General features: G+C 63.8%; 21 protein-coding genes. 12 read left to right on the top strand and 9 right to left on the bottom strand.

The window, feature by feature from the left end; all coding sequences use genetic code 11:
• Positions 1–107 precede the first annotated feature (107 nt).
• Both H1S03_RS09820 and H1S03_RS09815 read left to right on the top strand, forming a co-directional pair.
• Complete coding sequence (locus H1S03_RS09820; RefSeq protein ID WP_185804370.1) at positions 108–1115, top strand: ABC transporter permease subunit; 1008 nt, start codon at positions 108–110, stop codon at positions 1113–1115.
• Positions 1112–2422: a branched-chain amino acid ABC transporter permease gene (locus H1S03_RS09815; RefSeq protein ID WP_185804283.1), complete on the top strand. Its 1311-nt coding sequence runs from the start codon at positions 1112–1114 to the stop codon at positions 2420–2422. The genes H1S03_RS09820 and H1S03_RS09815 overlap by 4 nt, the downstream gene beginning before the upstream one ends.
• A 12-nt stretch (positions 2423–2434) precedes the next feature.
• Here H1S03_RS09815 and H1S03_RS09810 read toward each other — a convergent pair whose 3' ends face one another.
• From H1S03_RS09810 to H1S03_RS09800, 3 genes are all read right to left on the bottom strand, one after another.
• Positions 2435–3160: an enoyl-CoA hydratase/isomerase family protein gene (locus tag H1S03_RS09810; protein ID WP_185804282.1), complete on the bottom strand. Its 726-nt coding sequence runs from the start codon at positions 3158–3160 to the stop codon at positions 2435–2437.
• Positions 3157–3945 (bottom strand): exodeoxyribonuclease III, encoded by a 789-nt coding sequence (locus H1S03_RS09805; RefSeq protein WP_185804281.1) that lies wholly within the window; start codon positions 3943–3945, stop codon positions 3157–3159. Before H1S03_RS09805 ends, H1S03_RS09810 begins: the two co-directional genes overlap by 4 nt.
• 324 nt (positions 3946–4269) lie before the next feature.
• Complete coding sequence (locus H1S03_RS09800) at positions 4270–4956, bottom strand: response regulator transcription factor (protein ID WP_185804280.1); 687 nt, start codon at positions 4954–4956, stop codon at positions 4270–4272.
• Positions 4957–5121: 165 nt separating this feature from the next.
• Here H1S03_RS09800 and ribA point away from each other — a divergent pair, with 165 nt between their 5' ends.
• Both ribA and H1S03_RS09790 read left to right on the top strand, forming a co-directional pair.
• Positions 5122–6195, top strand: coding sequence for a GTP cyclohydrolase II (gene ribA, locus H1S03_RS09795; protein ID WP_185804279.1), 1074 nt, complete (start codon positions 5122–5124; stop codon positions 6193–6195).
• Positions 6192–6704 (top strand): L,D-transpeptidase family protein, encoded by a 513-nt coding sequence (locus H1S03_RS09790; protein ID WP_185804278.1) that lies wholly within the window; start codon positions 6192–6194, stop codon positions 6702–6704. Before ribA ends, H1S03_RS09790 begins: the two co-directional genes overlap by 4 nt.
• Here H1S03_RS09790 and H1S03_RS09785 read toward each other — a convergent pair.
• Together H1S03_RS09785 and H1S03_RS09780 are read right to left on the bottom strand one after the other, a co-directional pair.
• The gene (locus H1S03_RS09785; RefSeq protein WP_185804277.1) at positions 6695–7348 is read right to left on the bottom strand and encodes a YggS family pyridoxal phosphate-dependent enzyme; all 654 of its coding nucleotides are present in this window, start codon (positions 7346–7348) and stop codon (positions 6695–6697) included. The genes H1S03_RS09790 and H1S03_RS09785 overlap by 10 nt on opposite strands.
• A 117-nt stretch (positions 7349–7465) precedes the next feature.
• Entirely contained in the window at positions 7466–8431 is a 966-nt protein-coding gene (locus H1S03_RS09780) for a porin (protein ID WP_185804276.1), read from the bottom strand.
• Positions 8432–8715: 284 nt separating this feature from the next.
• Between H1S03_RS09780 and H1S03_RS09775 the strand changes: the two genes are divergently transcribed.
• Genes H1S03_RS09775 through H1S03_RS09755 form a run of 5 tightly spaced genes read left to right on the top strand, consistent with a single transcriptional unit; the run spans position 8716 to position 13987 of the window.
• Positions 8716–9201 (top strand): DUF3576 domain-containing protein, encoded by a 486-nt coding sequence (locus tag H1S03_RS09775; RefSeq protein WP_185804275.1) that lies wholly within the window; start codon positions 8716–8718, stop codon positions 9199–9201.
• 56 nt (positions 9202–9257) lie between these two features.
• Entirely contained in the window at positions 9258–11834 is a 2577-nt protein-coding gene (gene leuS / locus H1S03_RS09770; RefSeq protein WP_185804274.1) for a leucine--tRNA ligase, read from the top strand.
• Positions 11821–12354, top strand: coding sequence for an LPS assembly lipoprotein LptE (lptE, locus tag H1S03_RS09765; protein WP_185804273.1), 534 nt, complete (start codon positions 11821–11823; stop codon positions 12352–12354). The genes leuS and lptE overlap by 14 nt, the downstream gene beginning before the upstream one ends.
• The gene (gene holA, locus H1S03_RS09760; protein ID WP_185804272.1) at positions 12351–13373 is read left to right on the top strand and encodes a DNA polymerase III subunit delta; all 1023 of its coding nucleotides are present in this window, start codon (positions 12351–12353) and stop codon (positions 13371–13373) included. The genes lptE and holA overlap by 4 nt, the downstream gene beginning before the upstream one ends.
• 11 nt (positions 13374–13384) lie before the next feature.
• Entirely contained in the window at positions 13385–13987 is a 603-nt protein-coding gene (locus H1S03_RS09755; protein WP_185804271.1) for a glutathione S-transferase family protein, read from the top strand.
• Position 13988: 1 nt separating this feature from the next.
• On the opposite strand, the gene H1S03_RS09750 is transcribed toward H1S03_RS09755, so the two are convergent.
• Positions 13989–14741 (bottom strand): SDR family oxidoreductase, encoded by a 753-nt coding sequence (locus tag H1S03_RS09750; protein WP_185804270.1) that lies wholly within the window; start codon positions 14739–14741, stop codon positions 13989–13991.
• A 224-nt stretch (positions 14742–14965) separates the two neighbouring features.
• Here H1S03_RS09750 and H1S03_RS09745 point away from each other — a divergent pair, with 224 nt between their 5' ends.
• Together H1S03_RS09745 and clpA are read left to right on the top strand one after the other, a co-directional pair.
• Positions 14966–18409, top strand: a complete 3444-nt coding sequence (locus H1S03_RS09745; RefSeq protein WP_185804269.1) for a pyruvate carboxylase — start codon at positions 14966–14968, stop codon at positions 18407–18409.
• A gap of 383 nt (positions 18410–18792) precedes the next feature.
• Positions 18793–21120 (top strand): ATP-dependent Clp protease ATP-binding subunit ClpA, encoded by a 2328-nt coding sequence (gene clpA / locus H1S03_RS09740; protein WP_185804268.1) that lies wholly within the window; start codon positions 18793–18795, stop codon positions 21118–21120.
• Between the two features lie 69 nt (positions 21121–21189).
• Here clpA and H1S03_RS09735 read toward each other — a convergent pair whose 3' ends face one another.
• Positions 21190–23169 carry a peptidoglycan -binding protein gene (locus H1S03_RS09735; protein WP_185804267.1) on the bottom strand — a complete coding sequence of 660 codons (1980 nt, stop codon included), beginning with the start codon at positions 23167–23169 and terminating at the stop codon, positions 21190–21192.
• Positions 23169–24299 carry a biopolymer transporter ExbB gene (locus H1S03_RS09730; protein ID WP_185804266.1) on the bottom strand — a complete coding sequence of 377 codons (1131 nt, stop codon included), beginning with the start codon at positions 24297–24299 and terminating at the stop codon, positions 23169–23171. Before H1S03_RS09730 ends, H1S03_RS09735 begins: the two co-directional genes overlap by 1 nt.
• Positions 24300–24488: 189 nt before the next feature.
• Between H1S03_RS09730 and H1S03_RS09725 the strand changes: the two genes are divergently transcribed.
• Entirely contained in the window at positions 24489–25589 is a 1101-nt protein-coding gene (locus H1S03_RS09725; protein WP_185804265.1) for a transporter substrate-binding domain-containing protein, read from the top strand.
• Here the strand turns inward: H1S03_RS09725 and H1S03_RS09720 are convergent.
• Positions 25576–26118: a gamma-glutamylcyclotransferase gene (locus H1S03_RS09720; protein WP_166187585.1), complete on the bottom strand. Its 543-nt coding sequence runs from the start codon at positions 26116–26118 to the stop codon at positions 25576–25578. The genes H1S03_RS09725 and H1S03_RS09720 overlap by 14 nt on opposite strands.
• Positions 26119–26121 lie beyond the last annotated feature (3 nt).

The following is a 26121-nucleotide window of genomic DNA, read 5'->3' as shown; positions in this document are numbered from 1 at the left end:
ATGGCCGAGGCGGCATATGCGACTGGATCGTCGAGGAAGCCGCATGACCCGCCGCGTTCACATCCCAACGATATGCTGCGCCCACCGGCAACGGAGCCTTTGACATGATAGACATCCTCAACGGTATCGTGCTGTTCGCGAATTTCGTGATCATCCCCGGTCTGGCCTATGGCGCGCAGCTGGCGCTGGGGGCGCTGGGGGTGACGCTGATCTATGCCGTGCTGCGGTTCTCGAACTTCGCACATGGCGATCTGATGGCGTTCGGCACGGCGGCCACGGTCCTGTTCACGTGGTGGTTACAGTCGATGGGCGTCAGCCTCGGCGTGTTGCCCACGGCCCTGCTGGCGCTGCCTGTTGGGATTGTCGCGGCGGTGGCGATTTCGCTGCTGATGGACAGGGCGGTCTATAGCTTCTACCGCGAAAAACGCTCCGCGCCGGTGATCTTCGTCATCGTGTCTGTGGGGGTGATGTTCGTGCTGAACGGATTGACGCGACTGCTGATCGGTCCGGACGATCAGAGGTTCGCGGACGGTGCACGGTTCGTGATCCGGGCGCGCGATTTCGAGGCGTGGAGCGGCCTGGATGAGGGGCTGGCTCTGCGGTCCACCCAGGTTCTGACCCTGGTGGTTGCGGTGATCGTGGTGATCGCGCTGTTCCTGTTTTTGAACCGGTCGCGCATGGGCAAGGCGATGCGGGCCTATTCCGACAATGAGGATCTGGCGCTGCTGTCCGGGATCGACCCCAAGAAGGTTGTGTTCTGGACATGGGTGATCGCCGCCAGTTTGGCGACGATAGCAGGCACGCTCTATGGTCTGGACAAGTCGTTCAAGCCGTTCACCTATTTCCAGCTGTTGCTGCCGATGTTCGCAGCGGCCATCGTGGGTGGTATCGGCAATCCCGTGGGGGCCATCGCCGGGGGCTTCATCATCGCCTTTTCCGAGGTGACGGTGACATATGCCTACAAGCGCGTGCTCGACTATCTGATCCCGTGGTGGGAGCCTGAGGGCCTGATCCAGTTGCTGAGCACGGATTACAAGTTCGCCGTCAGCTTCGTCATTCTGGTCGTGGTGCTGCTGATCAGACCGACCGGACTGTTCAGGGGGAAAGTGATATGAGCCAGCCCGTGCGTATCCTGTCACTCTATGCGTTGATGTTCGCGGCCCTGCTGGCGCTGGGTTTCGTGCAAAGCTGGCCACTGGCGCTGTCGGTGCTGAACATGTGCCTGATCTCCGGCATCATGGCGCTGGGCGTGAACATGCAGTGGGGCTATGGCGGGCTGTTCAATGTCGGCATCATGGGCTTCGCGGCGCTGGGCGGCGTGGCGGCGGTGCTGGTCAGTGAGCCTGTGCGGGGTGAGGCATGGGCCGTGGGCGGTGCCGGGCTGGTGTCCGCCTTGCTGTCGATCGTGGTGACGGTTGCGGCGGTCGGCTGGGTGCGCAAACACCTGCCCAGACGCGGGCGCGGCGTGTTGACGGTGCTGTTGCTGGTGCTGGGGTATTTCGTGACCCGGCAATTCTTCGACCCGGCGGTGGACGCGATCGAGGCCCAGGATCCCACGGTGTACGGAAATATTGGCGGTGCCGGACTGCCCATCATCCTCAGCTGGCTGGTCGGTGGATTGTTCGCGGGCGGTGCTGCGTGGCTGATTTCGCGGATCGCGCTGGGGCTGCGCTCCGACTATCTTGCCATCGCGACGCTGGGCATATCCGAGATCGTGCTGGCCGTGCTGAAGAATGAGGATTGGCTGGCGCGGGGCGTCAAGAATGTCGCGGGCCTGGACAGCCCGGTTCCCAGCGCAATCGATTTGCAGGCCTCGGACTGGTTCGTCGCGTTCGCGGCGGATCTGGGGATGACGCCCATAGATGCGTCCATCGTGTTCGTCCGCGGCTCCTACACCATCCTGTTCGTCATCGTGCTGGCGATCCTGATGTGGTTGAGCGAACGGGCGCTGAAGTCGCCCTGGGGCCGGATGATGCGGGCGATCCGCGACAACCGCGACGCGGCGGAGGCGATGGGCAAGGACGTGGTGGCGCGGCACCGGCAGATCTTCGTCCTGGGCTCCGCCGTGGTGGGGATCGCCGGGGCGATGCTGGTGACGATGGACGGGCTGTTCTCGCCAGGTACATATAATCCGCTGCGCTTTACCTTCCTCATCTGGGTGATGGTGATCGTCGGCGGGTCCGGCAACAATTGGGGGGCTGTGCTGGGCGGATTCCTGATCTGGTTCACCTGGACACAGGCGGAGGCATGGGGCCCACAGGCGATGGAGTTCATCACCTCGGGCATGGCGGGGGACAGCGCGCTGCGCGCGCATCTGATGGACAACGCGCCGCATATGCGATTGCTCATCATGGGGCTGGTTCTGCTGGTGACGCTGCGCTTCTTCCCCAAGGGACTAATCCCCGAACAGATCAGACGCTAGCGGCGCGACCTGTCAGGCGCGCCTGAACACAGGTTTGCGTTTTTCGCGGCGGGCGGTCAGCGCCTCCGCATGATCGGCACTGGCAAAGCAGGCCGTGACCCGCGCATCGGAGGCGTCGGACTGAACCAGCGCGCGTTTCATCCCCTCCACCGCGAGAGGGGCAAGACCGGCGATCCGGGTGGCGAGCCTCAAGGCCTCATCGCTCAACATGGCGGGATCGTACAGGGCGCTGACCAGTTCGGTATCGCGGCACTGCGTATCGGACAGACGCTCCGCCGTCAGGAACAGGCGGCTGGCGATGGTTGGTCCCAGTGCCGCGCGGGCGCGCGCCAACGCCGGGCCGGGATAATGCACGCCGATGGCGGCGGCCGGAACCTGCGCGACCATGCCGTTCACCCCCAGCCGCAGATCGCAGGCCAGCGCCAGATCCAGCCCGGCCCCGAAGACACCGCCGTTCAACGCCCCTATGACAGGAACGCGCAGAGCAGCGATCCGGTCGGACAGGTCGGCCAAGGGCAGGTCAGGCCGCAGGCCCTGTTCCAGCTCCGCCAGATCGGCCCCGGCGCAAAAGACCGTGCCAGTTCCGGTCAGGATCGCGACACGCAGGGTGGTATCGTCCTCAATCTCGTTCAACAGCGTGGTCAGCGTTGTCATATCCGCGGTCTGCAAGGCGTTGCGCCGTTCGGGCGCGTCCAGCACGATGCGGGCGACAGCACCGTCGCGGTGCAGGCGGATCATGGGGCGAACCCCGCGATGATCGGCGCGTGATCCGAAGGTTTCTCCCATCCGCGAACGTCGCGCAGGATGCGGGTGGAGCCCGCCACGTGGCCCGCATCGGCGGTGGCCCAGACGTGATCCAGACGGCGGCCCTTGTCCGCGTTCGACCAGTCCTTGGACCGGTAGGACCACCACGAATAAAGCGGCCCCTCCGGTATGTCGGCGCGCGTGGTGTCGATCCAGCCACCATCGGTGCGGGCCTTTTCCAGCGCCTCGACCTCGACCGGGGTGTGAGACACGACCTTGAGCAACTGTTTGTGCGACCAGACGTCATCGGCGCGCGGGGCAATGTTCAGATCACCGACCAGCACGGATTTCGCGGGCGAGGTGCCAGCGCCCCACTTGGCCATATTGGCCAGGAATTCCAGTTTGTGCGCGAATTTCGGATTGGTCGCGGGGTCAGGCTCATCCCCGCCGGCGGGAACGTAGAAGTTGTGGACCGTCAGGCCGTTGGGCAGGGTCGCCGCGCAATGGCGGGCGTGGCCGGTATCGCAGAACGCCATGGTTCCAGCATCCACCAGCGGCAAGCGGGAGAGGATGGCAACGCCGTTATAGCCCTTGTTCCCCTCGGCCACGATGTGTCCGTAGCCCGCATCCGCAAAGACCTGCAGCGGGATCTTGTCCACCGGGCTCTTGGTTTCCTGCAGACACAACACGTCGGGCGCCTGTTCGGCCAGCAGGCGCAGAACGATATCGGCGCGCAGGCGGACGGAGTTGATGTTCCAGGTGCAGATCGTGGTGGTCATTGGACGCTCCATTCGGAATTGGTGCGCAGTGTCCGCGATGGGCGGCATCGCCTCAAGGCGAAAGTCCACCGCCACGGCCCGAAATAGATCTGAAGAGAAAGAACAGTCCTCAAAGAGAAAGCGCCCGATCCGTTTTTCGCGGATCAGGCGGCAATCCCTTATTCAGCCACTTTGGAGGGGGGGATAAAGTGGCCGGGTACGACCGTCATAAGTGGGGGGGACGGTCGGTACTCTATAATACGTCTTTCCGAATGCGTATTTCAACTGACAGAGCCACCTGAAACAGATTTGAATCACATTTTGTACGAAAATTCGTACATCTCGCTACGACACCAGGCGGTAACCGCCGGATTCGGTTACCAGCAGGGTTGCATTGCTGGGATCGGATTCAATTTTCTGGCGAAGGCGGTAGATATGCGTCTCAAGCGTGTGAGTCGTCACCGCCGCATTGTAGCCCCAGACTTCGTGCAGCAGGACATCGCGTGCGACCACGCCGTCATTCGCGCGGTACAGGAACTTGAGGATATTGGTTTCCTTCTCCGTCAGGCGAATTTTCTTTTCATCCTCGGTGATCAGCACCTTCTCGGACGGTTTGAACGTGTACTGCCCGACGGAGAAGACGGCATCCTCGCTTTGCTCATGCTGGCGCAGTTGCGCCCGGATCCGGGCCAGAAGCACCGGAAACTTGAACGGCTTGGTGATGTAATCATTGGCCCCCGAATCAAGGCCAAGGATCGTGTCTGCATCGGTAATGTGGCCGGTCAGCATGAGGATGGGACATTTCACGCCCTGCTTGCGCATCAGGCGACACACTTCGCGCCCGTCCATGTCGGGCAGACCGACGTCCAGGATCACGAGGTCGTAAAGGCTCTGCTTCGACTTCTCCAACCCGTCGGCACCGGTCTCGGCCTCGAACACGTCGAACTCCTCGGTCAGGACCAACTGGTCGGCCAGAACCTCACGCAGATCCAGATCGTCGTCGACCATCAGGATTTTCTTCAGATTGCTCATCGTCCCGCTCCCTTGTCTGTCGCTACACAAATGCGTCAGCAATGGCCGTGCAACAAGGTTCGTGGCAAACACTCACACAGCCGTGTGCCGCTATGGCGATTTGTTTCACATCCTGTCGCTGAGAGCCTATATATTGTGTGAAACCACGCGAGCGAGGCTGACGACATGACATTGCGCCCCACGGATCAGGAACGCATCGCAAGGGCGAGGAACGACCTGCGTCTGGGCATTCCGGTCTGCGTGGGCGGCAGCGTCGTCGCGGCGGTGGAGAATCTGACGCGTGAGCGGTTCGAGGCGCTGCTGGCGCTGGGGCCGGAGCGTGCGCGTCTGGTCCTGACCGCGCGACGGGCATCAACCTTGAATGCACGGGCCTATGATGGCGACCTGGCGCGGATCGAGCTGCCGTCTGACGTGACGCTGGCCTGGCTGCGCGCCAGTGCCGACCCTGCCAGCGACCTGGATCACCCGATGAAGGGGCCGTATGTCAGCGATCGGACGGGATCGGCGGATGTGCACCGCACGGCTGTCACATTGTGCAAGCAGGCGTTCCTGTTGCCGGCCGCGCTGGTGATCGAGGGCGCCGGGGATGCGGCGTTCGCTACGAAGCACGGTTTTGTCACCGCACCCTTGGTGGACCCGGATCCGGATGTGGTCATCCTCGATGAGACCTCGGCCGCGCGGGTGCCGCTGGCGGTGTCCTCCGCCGGGCGGGTGCACGTGTTCCGTCCGCGCGACGGGGCGGAGGAGCACTATGCCATCGAGATCGGACAGCCGGACCGGGCGATGCCGGTGCTGTCACGGCTGCATTCCGCCTGCTTTACCGGTGATGTCATCGGCTCACTGAAATGCGATTGCGGGCCACAGCTTCGCGCAGCACTCGCCCAGATGGGGGCGGAGGGGCAGGGCGTGTTGCTCTACCTCAATCAGGAGGGGCGCGGCATCGGGCTGGCCAACAAGATGCGCGCCTATGCGTTGCAGGATCAGGGATTCGATACGGTCGAGGCGAACCACAGGCTAGGATTCGAGGATGACGAGCGGGATTTTCGAATCGGGGCGCAAATCCTCAAGTTGCTGGGCTTCTCCGCAGTGCGCCTGCTGACCAACAATCCCGGCAAGGTCGCGATGATGCAGGCAACCGGCGTTCATGTCGCGGAGCGTGTGCCCCTGCGCGTGGGTGAAACGCCGCAGAACGCGGCCTATCTGGCGACCAAGGCGGCGAAGAGCGGCCATCTGTTGTGAAGCCAAGCCGCCGCGATCTGGTGGTGCGGGGCCGATCGGCCCGGTTCGGCGGTCGCAAATTCGTCTGCGCGATCGGGCGCGGCGGCATCGTCGCGGACAAGGTTGAGGGCGACGGGGGCACGCCGGTCGGGCGCTTCGCCCTGACCGGGGGACTGTGGCGGGCGGACCGTGTGGCCCGTCCTGCCAGCGTTTTGCCGCTGGCGCCTGCTGCGCGGCACGATATCTGGTCCGACGACCCGCGTGACCCGGCCTACAACCGGTTTCGCAAGGATGCGCTGCCCCGGTTCGGGCATGAGCGTTTGCGGCGGCGGGACAGGCTTTACGATATCGTGCTGTTCACCGACCAGAACAGTGCGCCGGTGGTGCCGGGGGCGGGGTCCGCGATCTTCGTCCATGTCTGGCGAGGGCCGCGCCGCGATACCGAAGGCTGCGTCGCCTTCGCGGAGGTGGACCTGCGCTGGATTCTGGCACGCTGGCGACCCGAAAGCCGCCTGATCGTTCAGCCGTAATCACGCTCACCGAAAATGGCGGAGCCGACGCGCACATGTGTGGCGCCGAACGCGATGGCCTGCTCGAAATCAGCGCTCATCCCCATGCTGAGGCCTTCGACGCCGTTGCGCGCGGCGAGTTTGGCGAGCAGAGCGAAATGCAGGCTGGGCGTTTCCTCGACCGGGGGGATGCACATCAGACCGGCGACGGTCAGGTCCATTACCCGCACGGTTTCCACGAAAGCGTCGGTTTCGGCGGGCAGGATGCCGGCCTTCTGCGGCTCCTCGCCGGTATTGACCTGAATGAACAGGTCAGGGCAGCGGCCAAGCTGCTGTGCCATGTCGGCGATGCGTCGGGCGAGTTTTTCGCGGTCCACCGTATGAATGGCGTCGAACAGCTCCATTGCCGGGCGGACCTTGTTCGATTGCAGCGGCCCGATGAGGTGGACCTGTGCGTCGGGGAAGTCCGTGCGGAAGTCGGGCCATTTGCCCTGCGCCTCCTGCACCTTGTTCTCACCGTATAGGGTGTGCCCCTGTTCCAGAACGGCGCGAACGCGGTCGTTCGGCTGTACCTTCGACACTGCGATGAGGGAGACGGAGGCCGGATCGCGCTGCGCGTTCTGGCAAGCAGCCTCGATTCGGGTGCGGATCTCGCTGAGTGACATATGCGCCTCCATCCTTCGCTGGAGTGTGAACCTGTGCAGCGTTATGGGGAGGGTTCGCACAAAAGAAAAGAGCGGACCAATGGCCCGCTCTTCCCAAACAGTTTCTGATCGGAAGGATCAGAATGCCATGCTGATACCAGCGCCGAAGCGGGTGTCTTCTTCGGTTACACCAGCCGAAGTGTCCAGCTCTTCGTAACCAGCAGCTGCGGTGAAGGTCGCACCACCGCCGAGGGAGTAGTTGTAGAACAGGCCGTATGCGGTCTGATCGTTGGTGCCGACGGCATCGTCCTGCTCAGACACGACGTAGTTCGCGCCGAGGGTGCCACCACCGAAATCAACAGTCACGGAGCCCTGGATGTTCTGACCGTCGAAGCCGCCAAATTCACCGTCCTGATACGCGATCACGAGACCTGCCTGACCGAGGTCGAAGCCTGCGGAAATACCGGCGCTTTCGTCGTCGTCCTGCGTAATATAGCCGATGCCCAGGTCAACCGTACCGAAGGCGAAGCTGGCACCGATGGCATAGACGTCTTCAACATCCGTTAGTGTTGAGGTCGTGTCGTAATCGGTTCCGTTCTCGTAGGAGAGGGAGAGCGTGGTGCCACCGAATGCGATGTCATAGCGACCGATTTGAGCAGCTGCGCCGCTGACATCGCCCGTGCCGGCCAGCTCGTCATACTCGCTCTCGTAGAACGCTGCTTCGTCGACGATGCCGCCCGTTGCGATATCGATCATTGCCTGCTCGTAAGCGTTGTCGGTGTCGCCGACAGTGATCGTACCGAAGGAGCCGGAGATGAAGACCGAGGCTTTTTCCTCATCGGGTGCTTCGTCCCAGTCGATGTTGGCGCCGAAGGAGATGCCGCCGTCGGTCATGCCGACCAGGGCCCAACGCAGGTCAACGTCGTTGTGAAGCTGCAGCTCACCGTCGGTGTTCGGGGCGGTGGAGTCGCTGTCGGTCGAAGTGATACCGATCTCGCCCATACCGGACAGGGTGATGGAAGTGGAAGAGTGTGCTTCGGCGAACGCGGCGCCCGCGAAGCCAAATGCTACAAGTGCCGTGGAGGCGAAGAGCACGTTTTTCATGGGAAGTCCCTCATGGTTTGAATGTTCCCGACACTCACACCCCTGTGAGCCGGATGAGGAGAACCTCACCAAAACCCCCCGACTCGTCAAAACCTTTCGAGCGAACAATTCGCTAATGGATCTTTCTGATGCGCCGATGCCACAGTCCGCCAATCGGCACATTGCCCCGGATCGGCCGCCGGATCGGCCCGAGGATCGGTGCCTGAGGCCCCAAAAGCCTTGTCGCTAGGCGGTCGCGCCGATATGAGGAACAGGACCTGTATATACGGAGGCTGCGCGGACCGATGTCAGCGAAACTGTTTATAAGCGTTACCATGGCAATGGGCGTCCTCGCCTCGTGCGGGGATCGAGACTTTCAACCCGAGCGTGACCGGATCACGGAACCGGAGGGAATCAGCCTCAACCGGCTGTTGTCGGGCGAACTGTTCCAGAATCGCGGACCGGCGCTGAACGTCAATCAATACCTGTGGCGGGCCACGCTCGACACGCTGGATTTCCTGCCGCTGGTGTCCACCGACCCGTTCGGCGGTGTCATTACCACTGATTGGGGCAGCCCAGCCGGTGTCACGACAGAACGGTTCCGCGCCACGGCGGTGATCGATTCGGACGCGCTTGCGGTGAACTCGCTGCGGTTGGCGCTGTACCGTCAGGTGCAGTCGAACGGATCCTGGGTGGATGCCCCCGTCGCGGATGAGACGGTGCGCCAGATCGAGGACGCCATCCTGCTGCGCGCGCGCCAGTTGCGCCGTGAGGGCGCGATCACAGACTGACCCCATGCGTGCGTGCGGCATATAGGTGCCGCGCGCCGTCTACATGAGAGAATGCAATGTCCCGTTACAATGCCCGCGTGGCCGAGCCGAAATGGCAGAAGGCCTGGGATGATGCCCGCGCGTTCGAGGCGGTCGCCGATCCGGACCGGCCCAAATACTACGTCCTGGAAATGTTCCCGTACCCTTCAGGCAAGCTGCACATGGGTCATGTGCGCAATTACACCATGGGCGACGTGGTTGCGCGCTACAAGCGGGCGACGGGGCATTCTGTGCTGCATCCGATGGGATGGGACGCATTCGGTCTGCCGGCGGAAAATGCCGCGATGGAACGTGGGGTGCATCCGGGCGACTGGACCTATGAGAACATCGACGCGATGCGCGGCCAGTTCGCCAGGCTGGGCTTCAGCCTGGACTGGTCCCGCGAATTCGCCACTTGTGACCCGGACTATTACGGCCAGCAGCAGGCGCTGTTCATCGACATGCTGGATGCCGGACTGATCACGCGCAAGAACGCTGTGGTCAACTGGGATCCGGTGGACATGACCGTTCTGGCCAACGAACAGGTTGAGGATGGCCGGGGCTGGCGATCGGGCGCGGTGGTCGAGCGCAAGGAGCTGACGCAGTGGTTCTTCAAGATCTCGGACATGGCGGATGAACTGCTGGCCGGGCTGGACGGGCTGGAGAAGTGGCCCGAGAAAGTCCGCCTGATGCAGTCGAACTGGATCGGCAAATCGCGCGGCCTGCAACTCGAATTCGAGTTTACCTCGGGGCTGGACGGTTTCGAGGCGCTAGAGGTGTACACCACCCGGCCCGATACGTTGATGGGCGCCAGCTTTGCCGCGATTTCCCCCGATCATCCGCTGGCAAAGGCGCTGGAGCAGCAGCGCGACGACATCAAGGCGTTCAATGAGGACTGCCGGCGCACCGGCACCTCGGAGGAGGCGCTGGAGAAGGCGGAAAAGCGCGGCATGGATACCGGCCTGACCGTGGCGCACCCGCTGGACCCCGACTGGCACCTGCCGGTCTGGATCGCGAATTTCGTGCTGATGGATTACGGCACTGGCGCGATCTTCGGCTGCCCGGCGCATGACCAGCGCGATCTGGACTTCGCGCGGAAATACGAATTGCCGGTCCATGATGTGTTCCTGCCCGTCGAAGGGGGCGAACCGGTGGAAAACACCGCCTTCGTCCCGTTCAAGACGGATGCCGTCCGCTATGTCCGTCCCTTGGGCGCGGCCGGAACCATGACCGGCGAGGACGCGATCGTGCAGGCCATAGATTTTTGCGAGGCGCAGGGCGTGGGCCACGGCGTCACGAAATTCCGCCTGCGCGACTGGGGGTTGAGCCGCCAGCGCTACTGGGGCTGTCCGATCCCGGTGGTGCATTGCGACACCTGCGGCGTGGTGCCCGAGGCGAAGGAAAACCTGCCTGTCGAACTGCCCAAGGACGTGACCTTCGACCGTCCGGGCAATCCGCTGGACTGGCACCCGACCTGGCGCGATACGGCTTGCCCGAAATGCGGTGCCGCGGCGAAGCGTGAGACGGACACGATGGACACCTTCGTCGATTCGTCCTGGTACTATGCGCGCTTCACCTCTCCGAACGCTGACACGCCGACGGATGTGGATGCCGCGAAATACTGGATGAACGTGGATCAGTATATCGGCGGGGTGGAACACGCGATCCTGCATCTGCTGTATTCGCGCTTCTTCGCCCGCGCGATGGAAAAGACCGGGCACCTGCCTGCCTCGGCCAACGAACCGTTCGATGCGCTGTTCACGCAGGGCATGGTCACGCATGAGACCTATGCAACCAAGGGCAAGGACGGGCGCACCGTCTGGCATGAACCGGGTGACGTCATTCGCGAGGGCGACGCGGCCCGGCTGGAGGATGGCACAGAGGTCGAGATCGGCCCGGTCATCAAGATGTCGAAATCCAAGAAGAACACGGTCAACCCGCTCGACATCATCGACCAGTACGGCGCCGACACCGCCCGCTGGTTCGTCATGTCCGACAGCCCGCCTGAGAGGGACGTGGAATGGACCGCCGCCGGTGCGGACGCGGCCTGGAAGCACTTGCAACGTGTCTGGCGTCTGGTGGTGGAGCTGGAGGACACGCCCCCCGCGCTCGATACGCCGGACGGGCCGGATGCGATTGCGCTGCGCCGGGTGCTGCACCGGACGATCGCGGATCTGACCGCCTCGATCGAGGGGTTCGCCTTCAACAAGGGGGTGGCCAAGCTCTATGAACTGACCAACGCCATAGCGAAGGCGAAGGGCGGTGCCGACGTGGCGCGTGCCAAGCGTGACGCCCTGATGACGCTCGCCCGTCTGATGCAGCCGATGACGCCGCATCTGGCCGAGGAGATGTGGGCGACGCTGGGGGGCGAGGGGATGGTGCTGCACGCCCCCTGGCCCGTGGCGGACGAGACCTATCTGGTCGAGGATAGCGTGCTGATGCCGATCCAGATCAACGGCAAGAAACGCTCGGAGATCACCGTCGCGAAGGACGCGGACAAGGCCACGATCGAGGCACTGGCACTGGCCGATCCCGCCGTCGTCAAGGCGCTGAATGGCGGTGCCCCGCGTAAGCTGATCGTCGTACCGGGGAGGATCGTGAATGTCGTTGCATAGGCGACAGATACTGTCGGCGTTGTTGTTGAGCCCATTGCTGGTGCCACTGGCGGGATGCGGGTTCGAACCGCTCTACGGCTCCGACGGGGCGGCGGCACAATTGCGGGGTCAGGTCCGGGTGACGGCCATCGACGGGCGGATCGGCTATTTCCTGCGTGAGCGGCTGCTGCAACGCTTCGGCCACCCGGCTGCGGATGCGCCGCTGACACTCTCCGTCACGCTGGTGACGGAGGCGGAGGCACTGGCGATCCGGCAGGGCAACGACGTGTCGCGCTATAATCTGAGCGGCGTCGCCTTGATCGCCTTGCGCAGAAGCGGGGTCGCTGAACCGATCTTGCTGGATGAGGTTTCGGGCGATGCCAGCTATAACGCGCCGTCCTCGGTTCCGCCCGCCCCGCCCAACGCCTCCGACGTGGCGGCCCGCGCGGCGGAGCAGGATGCCGGACGGCGATTGGCCGAGTATCTGGCCGAACAGATCGCGGATCGTGTGCTGATCGCATCGGAACAGCTGTCCCAATGAAGCTGGCGCCGCGTGACGCCGCCGTCTTCCTCGCGCGGCCCGATCTGACGCGGAGCGGCATTCTGATCCATGGCCCGGATGCGGAACGTATCGCCCAGCGGCGGCGGGCACTGACCCTGGCGGTCGTCGGGCCGAACGGGGCCGAGGACATGCGGCTGGAACGACTGACCGGCGCCGATCTACGCTCCGACCCTGCGAAGTTGAGCGATGCCATGAAGGCGCAGAGCTTCTTTCCCGGGCCGCGCGCCGTGGTCGTGGAGGACGCGACTGATGGTCTGGCCAAGGGCATCGCCCCGGTGCTGGAGGATTGGCGCGAGGGCGACGGCTTCCTGATCTTTACCGCCGGACAATTGACCGCGCGATCCGCCTTGCGAAAGCTGTTCGAGGGCGCCCGAAATGCACTGTCCCTCGCCGTCTATTCCGATCCGCCGGGCCGCGCGGAAATCGAGGCAGCCATTGCGAGGGTCGATCTCAACCCCTCATCCGATGCGCTGGCCGATCTGACCGCGCGGGGGCGCGGAATGCCCGAGGGGGACTTCGCCCAGCTTCTGGAAAAACTGTCGCTCTACAAACGCGGTGATGCGCGCCCGTTGAGTGTGGAGGAGATCGCCCAGCTTGCACCGCAAAGCACGGACGCCGCCGTGGACGATCTGGTCGCCGCCGTCGCGAACGGTGCCGTGCCGCGGATCGGCCCCGCAATGATGCGATTGACCGCGCAGGGCACCAATCCCACTACTTTGTGCATCGGTATGACACGGCATTTCCGCCAATTGCACGCGGCGGCAAGCATGGGTGGTCGGCCCGAGGAAGCACTGGGCCGGTTGCGCCCGCCCGTTTTTGGCCCGCGACGCGATGCGATGGCCGCGCAGGTGCGGGCGTGGGGAACGCCCCGCCTTGAACGCGCCTTGACGACACTGACCGATGCCGACCTTATGCTTCGCTCCTCCAGCCGGACACCGCAGGAGGCGATGCTGGAGCGTGCCCTGATTCGCATCGCCATGATGCGCCCTCGCAATTAAAGGACCCCGCCATGACCCTGACCCTGATCGGATACCCGCAAAGCCGCGCCATGCGCGTGATGTGGATGTTGGAGGAGCTGGAGCTGGACTACGATCTGGTGCCCGCCCGCCCCCACGCGCCCGAGATTTGCGCCGTGAACCCCAGCGGCAAGGTGCCCGCGCTGCGCGTGGACGATGTCGTGCTGACCGATTCCGTTGCCATCTGCCAGTTTCTGGCGGACCGGGAGGGCAAGCTGACCGCCCCCGCCGGAACCATCGCCCGTGCGACGCAGGACGGACACACGCAATTTATCTGCGACGAGGTGGACGGCGCGCTGTGGATCGCGGCGAAGCACAGCTTCGCCCTGCCTGAGGAGTTGCGGATCAAGGGCGTGAAGGACACCGCGCGGTTCGAGTTTTCCCGCGCCATGGAACGGGTGGAGACCCGGCTGGGGCAGGGGCCGTATCTGGCGGGCGAGGCGTTCGCCGTGCCGGACGTGATCCTGGCCCATTGCCTGTCCTGGGCCAAATCCGCGAAGTTCGAAACCGGCAGCGAAATCGTCGATGCCTACGGCAAGCGGTGCCGTGCCCGCCCCGCATTCCGCAGGGCGCTGGAGCGGGCGGCGGCGTATTGACCTAGTCGATCAGGCCGACCCGGCGGCGTATGTCCGGGTCACGCAGGCTGACATCCTCACCCGCGTATTGCGCGCCTTCGGGTCCGCACAGCCATGCGATTGCGGCGGCAGGCCATTGCGGGGGAACGTGATCCTCCCAATCCAGCCGGGACACCGCATTGATGCCAGAGGCGCTGATTTCGCGCTGCATCTGCGTGGCGACGGTGCCGGGGCTGAGGCCGACACAGGTCAGGCGGTGGCCTTCCTCGATCTGGACGCAGGCGGTCAGCATCTTTGCCGCAGCCTTGGATGCGCAATAATGCGACCAGCCTTCTAGCGCGGAGGTCGCGGCCCCTGATGAGATGTTCACGATCGTCCCGCCCTTTGCCATTACCGGCAGGACGGCGCGAATGGCGTGGTAGGCCCCGACGGAGTTGATCCCGAACGCCTGCGCCCATGCGGCCGGATCGCTGTCCGCGATGGTGCTGATCGGCTCGATCACGCCGGCATTGTTGACGAGGATGTCGAGCCGCCCGAATTCGGTGGTGGCGGCGGTCACGACCTCAGCCAGTTGGGTATAGTCGGAAACGTCGCAGGTCACGGCGATGGCCTTGCCGCCGGCGGCGCGAATCTCCTCCACGATCGTTGTGATCGCATCGCTGGATCGTGCGGTCAGTACGACGTTGGCGCCCTGTTCGGCGAACAGACGGGCCGTCGCCTCTCCTATGCCGCGCGACGCGCCTGTGATGATGGCGGTCTTGCCTTGTAGATGCATGGGATCCCCCCGGGGTTATGGTTGCGATCGGATGTCCCGTTCAACATAGGTTGACCCTCGCAAAGCACTAGTCGTGCGGGCCGCATCCTGCGTTGTTCGCATTTGCGGTAGCGATCCGGAGAACAGGGGGAGACAGACCCATATCTTCGGCGTTATAAGCAGTTATTAGATTATTGTGCGATTGCTAACACTTCGAGATCGTGACCCTCAACCGGGAGCCGTCCATGCCTGACTTCAAGAAAATCCTCATCGCCAACCGCGGTGAAATCGCGATCCGCATCATGCGTGCGGCCAATGAGATGGGCAAGAAAACCGTCGCGGTCTTCGCGGAGGAGGACAAGCTGGGCCTGCACCGGTTCAAGGCGGATGAGGCCTATCGCATCGGTGAGGGGCTGGGCCCCGTCGCCGCCTATCTGAGCATCGACGAGATCATCCGCGTGGCGAAGCTGTCGGGCGCGGACGCGATCCATCCCGGTTACGGGCTGCTGTCGGAAAACCCCGAATTCGTGGACGCCTGCGTCGCAAACGGCCTCACCTTCATCGGCCCCAAGGCGCAGACGATGCGCCAGTTGGGTGACAAGGCCTCGGCCCGCCGGGTCGCGATGGAGGCGGGCGTGCCGGTCGTCCCAGCGACGGAGGTTCTGCCCGACGACATGGATGAGGTCCGCCGCATGGCCGATGAAGTCGGCTATCCCTTCATGCTCAAGGCCAGCTGGGGCGGCGGCGGTCGTGGAATGCGCCCGATCATGGGCCCGGACGAGCTGGAGGAGATGGTCTTGGCCGGGAGGCGCGAGGCCGAGGCGGCTTTCGGCAATGGTGAGGGCTATCTGGAAAAGCTGGTGCGCAATGCCCGCCACGTCGAAGTGCAGATTCTGGGCGACAGCCAGGGCAACATCTATCACCTGTACGAGCGTGATTGCTCCGTCCAGCGGCGCAATCAGAAGGTGGTGGAACGCGCGCCCGCGCCCTATCTCTCGGACACGCAGCGGGAGCGTATCTGTGAGTTGGGCCGTAAGATCTGCGCGCATGTGAACTACGAATGCGCGGGCACCGTCGAGTTCCTGATGGATATGGATTCGGGCGAATTCTATTTCATTGAGGTGAACCCCCGCGTGCAGGTCGAGCATACCGTGACCGAGGAGGTGACCGGCATCGACATCGTGCGCGCGCAAATTCTGATCGCCGAGGGCAAGACCCTGACCGAGGCGACCGGCTGCGCCAGCCAGTATGACGTCAAGCTGGACGGCCACGCGCTGCAATGCCGGATCACGACCGAGGACCCGCAGAACAACTTCATCCCCGATTACGGGCGCATCAGCGCCTACCGCACCGCGACCGGGATGGGCATCCGTCTGGATGGCGGCACGGCCTATGCGGGCGCGGTCATCACCCGCTTCTACGATTCGCTGCTGGTCAAGGTCACGGCATGGGCCCCCACGCCCGAGGCCGCGATCGCCCGGATGGACCGTTCCTTGCGTGAGTTTCGGATTCGCGGCGTGGCGACAAACATCGCCTTCGTCGAAAACCTGCTGAAGCATCCGACATTCCTCAACAACACCTACACCACGACCTTCATCGACAACACGCCTGAGCTGTTCGAGTTCAAGAAACGGCAGGACCGCGCGACGAAGATTCTGACCTATGTGGCGGACATCACCGTCAACGGCCACCCGGACGTGGAGGGTCGGCCAAGACCGCCCGCCCATGCCAAGCTGCCCAGTGCGCCGCGCCAGCCGGTCGATGCACCGCCCGCCGGAACCAAGCAGATTCTGGAGGCGAAGGGTGCCAGCGGCCTCGCCGACTGGATGCTGGACCAGCCACAACTGCTGATTACCGACACCACGATGCGCGACGGGCACCAGTCACTGCTGGCCACGCGGATGCGCAGCGACGACATGATCGCCATCGCGCCGACCTATGCGCATGAGCTGTCGGGCCTGTTCTCGGTCGAGTGCTGGGGCGGTGCGACCTTCGACGTGGCGTATCGTTTCCTTCAGGAATGCCCGTGGCAGCGCCTGCGCGACATCCGGGCGCGGATGCCCAACATCATGACTCAGATGCTGCTGCGCGCCTCGAACGGTGTCGGCTACACCAATTATCCCGATAACGTTGTGCAAAGCTTCGTCGCGCAGGCGGCGGAATCCGGTGTGGACGTGTTCCGCGTCTTCGACAGCCTCAATTGGGTCGAGAACATGCGCATCGCGATGGATGCGGTGATCGAGAGCGGCAAGGTTTGTGAGGGGACGATCTGCTATACCGGCGACATCCTCGATGCGGATCGCGCGAAATACGACCTGAACTACTATGTCGAGATGGGCAAGGCGTTGCGCGATGCGGGTGCGCATGTGCTGGGTCTGAAGGATATGGCCGGCCTGCTGAAACCCGCCGCCGCCCGCGTTCTGGTCAAGGCGTTGAAGGAGGAGGTCGGCCTGCCGATTCACTTCCACACGCATGACACGTCGGGCATTTCGGGTGCGACGGTTCTGGCCGCGGCAGAGGCGGGCGTGGATGCGGTCGATGTGGCGATGGATGCATTTTCCGGCCTGACCTCGCAGCCGCCGCTCGGCTCGATCGTCGAGGCTTTGGAGAATACCGACCGGGCCACCGGGCTGGACCGCGCCGCATTGCGCCGCGTCTCGGAATATTGGGAGGACGTGCGCGATCAGTACGCCGCGTTCGAGACGACGATGAAGTCCGGCTCCTCGGAGGTCTGGTTGCATGAGATGCCCGGCGGACAGTTCACCAACCTCAAGGCGCAGGCCCGCTCACTGGGGCTGGAGGAACGCTGGCACGAGGTCGCGCAGACCTATGCCGATGTGAACCAGATGTTCGGTGACATCGTGAAGGTCACGCCCTCATCCAAGGTGGTGGGCGACATGGCGTTGCTGATGGTCTCGCAGGGGCTGACCCGTGAGCAGGTCGAGGACCCGGAGGTCGATGTCGCCTTCCCTGATTCGGTGGTAGACATGATGCGCGGCAATCTGGGCCAGCCTCCGGGCGGCTGGCCGCAGAAGTTGCAGGCGAAGATCCTCAAGGGCGAAACCGCTTCGACCGAGCGCCCCGGCGCCCATCTGCCCCCCGTCGATCTGGAGGCGACCCGCGCCGAACTGTCCGCGCAACTCGACGGGATGGAAATCGACGATGAGGATCTGAACGGCTATCTGATGTATCCCAAGGTTTTCATGGACTATATGGGCCGTCATCAGGAATACGGCCCCGTGCGCATCCTGCCCACAAACGTGTATTTCTACGGGATGGAGCCGGGTCAGGAGATCCAGCCCGAACTGGACCCGGGCAAGACCCTGATCATCCGCTTGCAAGCCATAGGTGAGACGAACGAAGACGGTGACGTCCGCGTGTTCTTTGAGATCAATGGCCAACCGCGTGTGATCCGCGTGGCCAACCGCAAGGCCGTGGCGAGCGTCGCCAAGCGCCCGAAAGCAGAGCTGGGCAATGCCGATCACGTGGCCGCACCGATGCCCGGTGTCATCGCTTCCGTCGCGGTGACGGTCGGGCAGGAAGTGGCAGAGGGCGACATGCTGCTGACCATCGAGGCGATGAAAATGGAAACGGCGATCCACGCGGATCGCGCCGGAACCATCGCGGCGATCCATGCCCCTGCGGGCAGTCAGGTCGATGCCAAGGATCTGCTGATCGCGTTCGAGTAAACGGAGGCGGTCTGGATCGGGGGGAACCGGCCCGTGGGTGCCCCGCGGGCCGTGCGTCACCTTGGGATTAACGTGCGCAGGTCTGGCTGCGCACGCCCATCGCGTGGGTCACCTTGAACTGGTCGGATGCTGCGTGCGGTCTGGTCTGTGGTGCGGCTGCACGTCTTGAATTATGCGAACACAGTTCCGATATCGTGTTTCCGGCTGCGATACGGGGCAGTGGTTCGGGGCGCTTGGTCGCAGGGCGGATCGCTCAGTTTACGGTGATTGCGGGCATTTACCCCTTGATCCTCACCCGATGAAGTCGAAATGTATAAGGAGCGCCTGCGTCGCGCTCGTCCGTCGTGCCATCACGCGCGACGGCAGACGAAAGGATTTGCGGTATGCCGTCATTCTCCAACACTCTCGAAGCCGCAATTCATAATGCGCTGGCACTGGCCAATGCACGCAGACATGAACTTGCCACACTCGAACACCTGCTGCTCGCCCTGATTGACGAGCCGGATGCCGCACGTGTCATGACCGCATGTTCCGTCGATCTGGACCGGTTGCGCGCAACGGTGACCGATTTCCTGGATGAGGAGCTCGATGCCCTGGTCAGTGATATCGAGGGGTCCGAGGCCGCTCCCACCACCGGTTTCCAGCGTGTGATCCAGCGCGCGGCGATTCATGTGCAAAGCTCGGGCCGGACCGAGGTGACAGGCGCAAATGTGCTGGTCGCCATGTTTGCCGAGCGGGAAAGCCATGCGGCCTATTTCCTGCAGGAGCAGGACATGACCCGCTATGATGCGGTCAACTATATCAGCCACGGCGTCGCCAAGGACCCGACCCATTCCGATACCCGGCCCGTTCTGGGGGCCGAGGAGGTGGGCAATGAAAGTGGTGAGCAGACCGGCAACCCGCAGGGCGGCAAGGAAGAGACCGCACTGCAAAAATACTGCGTCGATCTGAACGCGAAGGCTCGCAAGGGCGATGTCGACCCGCTGATCGGTCGCGCGGATGAGGTTGAGCGTTGCATCCAGGTGCTGTGCCGCCGGCGCAAGAACAACCCCCTGCTGGTGGGCGATCCGGGCGTGGGCAAGACCGCCATAGCCGAGGGGCTGGCCCGCAAGATCGTCGATGGCGAAACGCCGAAAATCCTGTCGGAGGCGACGATCTATTCGCTCGATATGGGCGCGCTGCTGGCCGGAACCCGCTATCGCGGCGATTTCGAGGAGCGGCTCAAGGCCGTGATGAAGGAGTTGGAGGAGCATCCCGATGCGGTGCTGTTCATAGACGAGATCCACACGGTGATCGGCGCCGGTGCCACGTCTGGCGGCGCGATGGATGCGTCCAACCTGCTCAAGCCCGCCTTGCAGAACGGTGGCCTGCGCTGCATGGGATCGACGACCTACAAGGAATTCCGTCAGCACTTCGAGAAGGACCGCGCGCTGAGCCGCCGGTTCCAGAAAATCGACGTGAAGGAACCGACGGTGGACGATACCGTCAAGATCCTGCGTGGGCTCAAGCCGATCTTCGAGGAGCACCACGAGATCCGCTATACGCAGGAGGCGATCAAATCCGCCGTCGAACTGGCCGCGCGTTATATCCACGACCGCAAGCTGCCCGACAAGGCCATCGACGTGATCGACGAGGCGGGTGCCGCGCAGCATCTGCTGCCCGACAGCAAGCGGCGCAAGACCATCACCGCCAAGGAGATCGAGGCCGTCGTGGCCAAGATCGCCCGCATCCCGCCGAAATCCGTCAGCAAGGACGACAGTGCAGTGCTCAAGGATCTGGAGGCCTCGCTCAAACGTGTCGTCTTCGGTCAGGATGAGGCGATTGAGGCGCTGTCCGCGTCGATCAAGCTGGCGCGGGCCGGTCTGCGCGAACCGGAAAAGCCCATTGGCAACTACCTGTTCGCTGGTCCGACCGGCGTAGGCAAAACCGAGGTTGCAAACCAGTTGGCCAGCACGCTGGGCGTGAAACTGCTGCGTTTCGACATGTCGGAATACATGGAGAAGCACGCGGTATCGCGCCTGATCGGTGCCCCTCCGGGCTATGTCGGGTTCGATCAGGGCGGTCTGCTGACCGATGGCGTCGATCAGGATCCGCACTGTGTCCTGCTGCTCGATGAGATCGAGAAGGCGCACCCGGATGTGTTCAACATCCTGCTTCAGGTGATGGACCACGGCAAATTGACCGACCACAACGGGCGCCAGGTCGATTTCCGCAATGTGGTGCTGATCATGACCTCGAACGCCGGTGCGGCGGAACAGGCGAAATCTGCCATGGGCTTCGGTCGTGAGCGGCGTCAGGGTGAGGATACAGCTGCGATCGAGCGGACGTTCAGCCCCGAATTCCGCAATCGTCTGGACGCGGTGATTTCTTTCGGGGCCCTACCGAAAGAGGTAATCCTGAAGGTGGTCGAAAAGTTCGTGCTGCAACTCGAAGCACAGCTGATGGATCGCAACGTGACCTTCGAGCTGACCCGAGGCGCTGCCGAATGGCTGGCCGACAAAGGCTACGACGACCGGATGGGCGCGCGTCCGCTGGGGCGTGTCATTCAGGAGCACATCAAGAAGCCGCTGGCCGAGGAATTGCTGTTCGGCAAACTGGCCAAGGGCGGTGTGGTCAAGGTCTCGGTCAAGGATGACAAGCTGACGTTGGACATCGCGGATGACAACAAGAAGCTGTCGAACGACAGGCCGCCGTTGCTGACTGCGGAATAGGCTGATCGCCGGAAACGAGAAGGGCCAGCGTCACGCGCTGGCCCTTTTTTTGCGGGCTGTGTCCCGCGCCTAGCGCTCGGTGAATTTCAACTCGATCCGCCGATTGCGGGCGAGGGCCTCGAAACTGGTTCCGTCGTCCACGGGTTGATACTCGCCATATCCGGCGGCAGCCAGACGGTCGGAGGGGATGCCCTCGACCTCGGACAGATAGCGCACGACCGACAGGGCGCGGGCCTGGCTCAACTCCCAATTGTCGGCGTATTCGGACGTGGTGCCGACCGGAATGCGGTCGGTGTGACCGTTCACTTGCAGGATCCAGTCGATATCCTCGGGTATTTCATCCGCGATGCTCTGGATAACGCGGGCCACGTCGGTGATCTGTTTGCGCCCGTCGAAACCCAGGGAAGCGGAGCCGGGCTCGAACAACACTTCGGAGGAGAACACAAAGCGGTCCCCGACCACGCGCACCCCCTCCTGATTGCCCAAAAGCTCCCGCATCCGGCCGAAGAACTCCGAACGATACTGTCGCAACTGCTCGGCCTCATCCTCCAGCGCGTCCGCCCGGCGACGTTGTTCCGCCGCGACCTGAGCGAGGGCGGTGTTCAACTGGCTGCCCAGCGCCTCGATGCGAACCTCGTTTTCGGCGTCGCGCGCGTTGGATTCGTCCAGCAACGCTTGCAAGGTGGAAAGCTGTTGGCGCAGGGCCGCCGCTTGCTGGTTGAGCAGGGCGACCTCACGACGGGCCTCGGTCGTTTCTGACCTTTGTTCGGTCAACAAGGCGTTGGCCTGCGCCAACAGGGCGCGCTGACGTTCCAATTCGCTCAGTTCGTCCGCGCGGGCGGTCTCGACCAGGGCGCGTGCGGATTCAGCGGCGGCCAGCAGAGTAAGCGTCTCCTCCGCCTCCTGCCGTTGTTGTTCGAGGGCGAGGGTCATCGCGGACAGTTCGGTGTCGGCCTCGGCCAGACGGGCGCGCAGGGCCGCGGTGGCGGCGGCCTCCGCCAGGCTTGCTCGCTCTGCTTCGCTCAACGCTTCCTGATTGTCGGCCAGTTGGGTTCGGAGGCGTTCGACAGCGGCGGCTTCCTCCAACCGGGCGCGCTCCTCCTCGCTCAGGGCGGTTTGCGTGGCGTCGAGCCGATCCTGCAATGCGGCGATGGCGGCCTGCTCCTCCAACCGGGCCTGTTGCTCGGCGCTCAGGCGGGTTTCAAGGGTGTCGAGTTCGGCCCGCAGGGCGGTTCCGGCTTCGCTCAGCGCATCCCGCTCCTGCGTCGTGTCCTGCAGGGCGGCGGCCAGTTCGGTGATGCGGCTGGCGCGTCGGTCGCCCTCGGCACGGCTGGCATCCAGTTGCACGGACAGATCAGCGAGGCTGGCCTGCTGTGCGGCGGCCTCACTTTGCAAGTCGGCGATCAGGGTTTCCAGCGCCTCACGCTGTGCGGCGGCCAGACGGGCGGCTTCGGTCTTCTCGTCGATCTCCTCCCGGGCCTGGGCCAGGGCAAGTTGCAGGGCTTCCGCGCGGGAGATGACTTCCGCGTTTGCATCGCGCAGTCGGGCGACCTCCTCGGTCGTGGCGGTCAGCTCATCCGTCGTGGCGGCAAGCTGTTCCGCGCGCTCGGCGCTTTCGTCGCGGGCGGCAGCAAGGGCCGTGTCCAGATCGGAGTTGCGGGCCAGCAATGAGGCGACCTGCGATTCAAAGCTGGCAATGCGTGTGGTGGCGTCGGCGATGTCCGCCTCCAGCGCCGCGATGGTCAGGCGGCGCGTTTCGGAGATCGCTTCGCTCTCGTTCAACGATCCGGCCAGATCGGCGACATTGGTTTCGAGCTGATCGGACCGTTGCTGTTCCAGACCCAGTGCCTCGGCCAGGGTGGCCAGTTCGGAGCCGAGTTCCTCAAGCCTGCGATCCTGCCCGGTGATCGTTTCCTGCAGCACGAACTGCATGACCATGAAGATCGTCAGCACGAACATCAGCACCAGCAGAAGTGCCGTCATCGCATCGACGAAGCCGGGCCAGATATTGGCGGTGAACCCCGCGCCGGATCGCCGTCGCAACGCCATCAGTCGCCCCTGAGCGCGGCGGTAAGGCTCGCGATCTCGGCCCGGATCTCGGTGATGCTGTCCTGCCGCCCGGCGGACAGTTCCTCCAGCAGACGCAGCAATTGCACGTCGATATTCTTGAGCCGCATCCGGGTTTCGTCGTCCAGTGCGCCGGACTCCGCGTCACGGGCCTCCATCAGGGCGATCAGGCGATCCTGGCCGTCGGCGATGCGGGTCAGGGTGGGGTCGGATGTGTTGTGCCCCCCCTCCAGATTGCGCGCCAGGGCGGAAATGCTGCCGATCAGCTCAGCCATGCGGGCGCCATCCTCGACCCGGCGTTCCTCGGCCCGGTACATCAGTTCACCCAGACCGGCCAGATCATAGGCCACGCCGCCCTCGGCCTCGCCCTCACCATCGGCGCCTGCCACGCCGATGCGCGTGATCGAGGAAAGCCACTCCTCCAGCTCCATGTAGAACCGGTTCTGCCCGTGGCCCGCGAACAGCTCAAGCATCCCCACGACCAGCGATCCGGCAAGGCCCAGAAGCGATGATGCAAACGCCGTGCCCATGCCGCCAAGCTGGCTTTCCAAGCCACTCATCAACCGCTCGAAGACGGCGATGCCCTGCTCCCCCTCGGACGGGGCGAGGGAGCGGATCGTCTCCACCACCGCGGGCACGGTCGTGGCAAGGCCGTAGAACGTTCCCAGAAGACCGAGAAAAATCAAAAGGTTGATGATGTATCGCGTGATGTCGCGCGCCTCATCCAGACGGGTCGCCACGGAATCGAGGATCGACCGGCTGGAGTTGGATGTCAGGCCGCGCCGTGCGCGCTGATCCTTGAGCAAGGCCGCCAGAGAGGCCAGCAATCGCGGGGACTGCACGAATTCATGGCCCGGACGGTTCAGCGCGAACCCCTCGATCCAGTTCACGGAGCTGATGAGTTGCAGAACCTGCCAGAAACACGCCAGCACGCCGACCACGAACATGGCGAGGATAAAACCGTTGAGATAGATGTTCGCAAGGAAGATCGGCGCGACGCTGCTATAGATCAGGCCGCCCCCGATCGCTGTCAGCACCAGGATCAGCACCATAAGCACGACTTGTCTGATCGGCTGTGAGAACTGAGGTTCTTTTTCGGTTTCCAATAGCATTCCGCGCGCCCGCCTGTCTTTTTCGTGATCTTACGCAGCTTGGCCCGGCAATCCAATCGCATACTTGTGTCCGGTCGCGGCAAGGGGGGGACCAGGGTGGGGACCGCAGCCAGACTTGCAAAGACTTGGCGTTTCATGCGCAAATGTCCCGACACCACCGAAGACCATACGCAGGGGACAGGCGTGAAAATGAAGCTACTATTGTGTGCCGTGGGCGCAATCGGCGTGCTCGGCGCGACCACGGCCATGGCGCAGACCGCATGTCAGCCCTATACGATTCAGCCCGGCGATACCCTGCGCGCGATCAATCTGCGGGCCTATGGCGACGACCATTTTCGCCCTCTCTACCAAGCCAATCAATTGGTTATCGGGCCGAACCCCAATCTGATCGAGGTCGGCAGCGTTCTGGATATACCGTGTGCCGGTAACGGCACTGCGGCCGGCACACCGGTGCGCGTGGAGGAGCCAGAGCCTCGCGAACAGCCCGTCCCGGCGGCCGCGCCAGTGCAGGACCCCGTGCCCGAAAGCGAGATGACCGCGCCGGAATCGCCCGCCGCCCTCAATGTCAGCTTCGTGACATATGACGGAAACGCGCCTTATTCCGGGCGCGACCTGCCCAATGGTGGCCTGGCGACGGAGCTGCTCGAAACTGCGTATCTCGACACTCTGCCCGATGCGCAGATCGAAACCACGGTCGTGCGCGATCTGCCCGGTTTCCTGCGCGCGATGGGCAGTGAGGCCTATGATGTCGGCTTTCCGTCCATCCGCCCCGATTGCAATGTGATCGAGACGCTGGCCGTCGAGATGATCGAATTGTGCGCGAAATACGCCTTCTCGCAACCATTTCACGAGATCCCGATGGCGGCATGGACGTTGAGCGGCAGCCCGGTTTCAGGGGCTGTTGATCCTGCTGAATTGAGCGGGTCGCGCATCTGCCGTCCTGAGGGCCTGTTTACCTTCGATCTGGACGCGGACCGTCTGCCCGGTCGCGGGGGCGCGTTGAGCACTCCGGCCAATGCGACCGCCTGTTTTGAGGCTCTGGCCGCCGGTCAGACCGATGTGGTCAGCATTCCCCGAAACCAGGCGCCCCCGGCCCTTGCTGCGACAGGTCTGGAGGGGCGCGTCGTGGCGGTTCCGGCGCTGGAACGGGGCGTGACCCTTCATGCGGTCGCAAATCAGTCCAATCCAGCGGGGGTCGCGGCGATTTCCCGCCTCAATCGCGGGCTGGCGGCGATGCGTGCCGACGGGTCGTGGTTCCGTATCGTGGCGCGACAGCTCAGCGGCGGCTGAGGCCGCTCACCAGTTCCTCCAGCGTGTGCAGTTCGTCGTCCGCGATGTTCTGTTCACGCAGGGCCGCGACGGTGGCGGTCAGGTATTCCGTATTCGGGCCACGCCCGCCGACCGCGCGCGCGATGATGCGGGCCTGCTCCTCCAACGTCAGACCGCGCGCATATTGCACGTGGTTCAGATCCATCACGTAGGTCAGCGCCTGCACCTCGCGCCCGTCGGCCAACTCGATCGGGCAGACCCGTTCCAGATAGGCATCGGTCACCAGCTCACGCTCTCGCAGATAGGCCAGGGTCGCATCCGCATGGTCAGCAACCGGACGAAAGGCGACGCCGTAGCAATGGGCCGGGGCCATCTCCTCCAATGCCAGAACCAGTCCCGGCTCCTCCCGCGTGCCGCGATGTTCGATCGAGTGCATGCAGAATGAACGGCGGTATCCCTGCAACGTGGCGACCTGCCGCTCCTCATGCGCGAAGCCCGGATTCCACATCAGCGAACCGTAGCCGAAGACCCATAATCCGCGTATGTCCATTGC

The organism is Pontivivens nitratireducens (genome assembly GCF_014235845.1).
GTDB lineage: Bacteria > Pseudomonadota > Alphaproteobacteria > Rhodobacterales > Rhodobacteraceae > Pontivivens > Pontivivens nitratireducens.
Note: the sequence above shows the minus strand (reverse complement) of the source record. Positions and strands in the feature narration are given on the sequence as shown.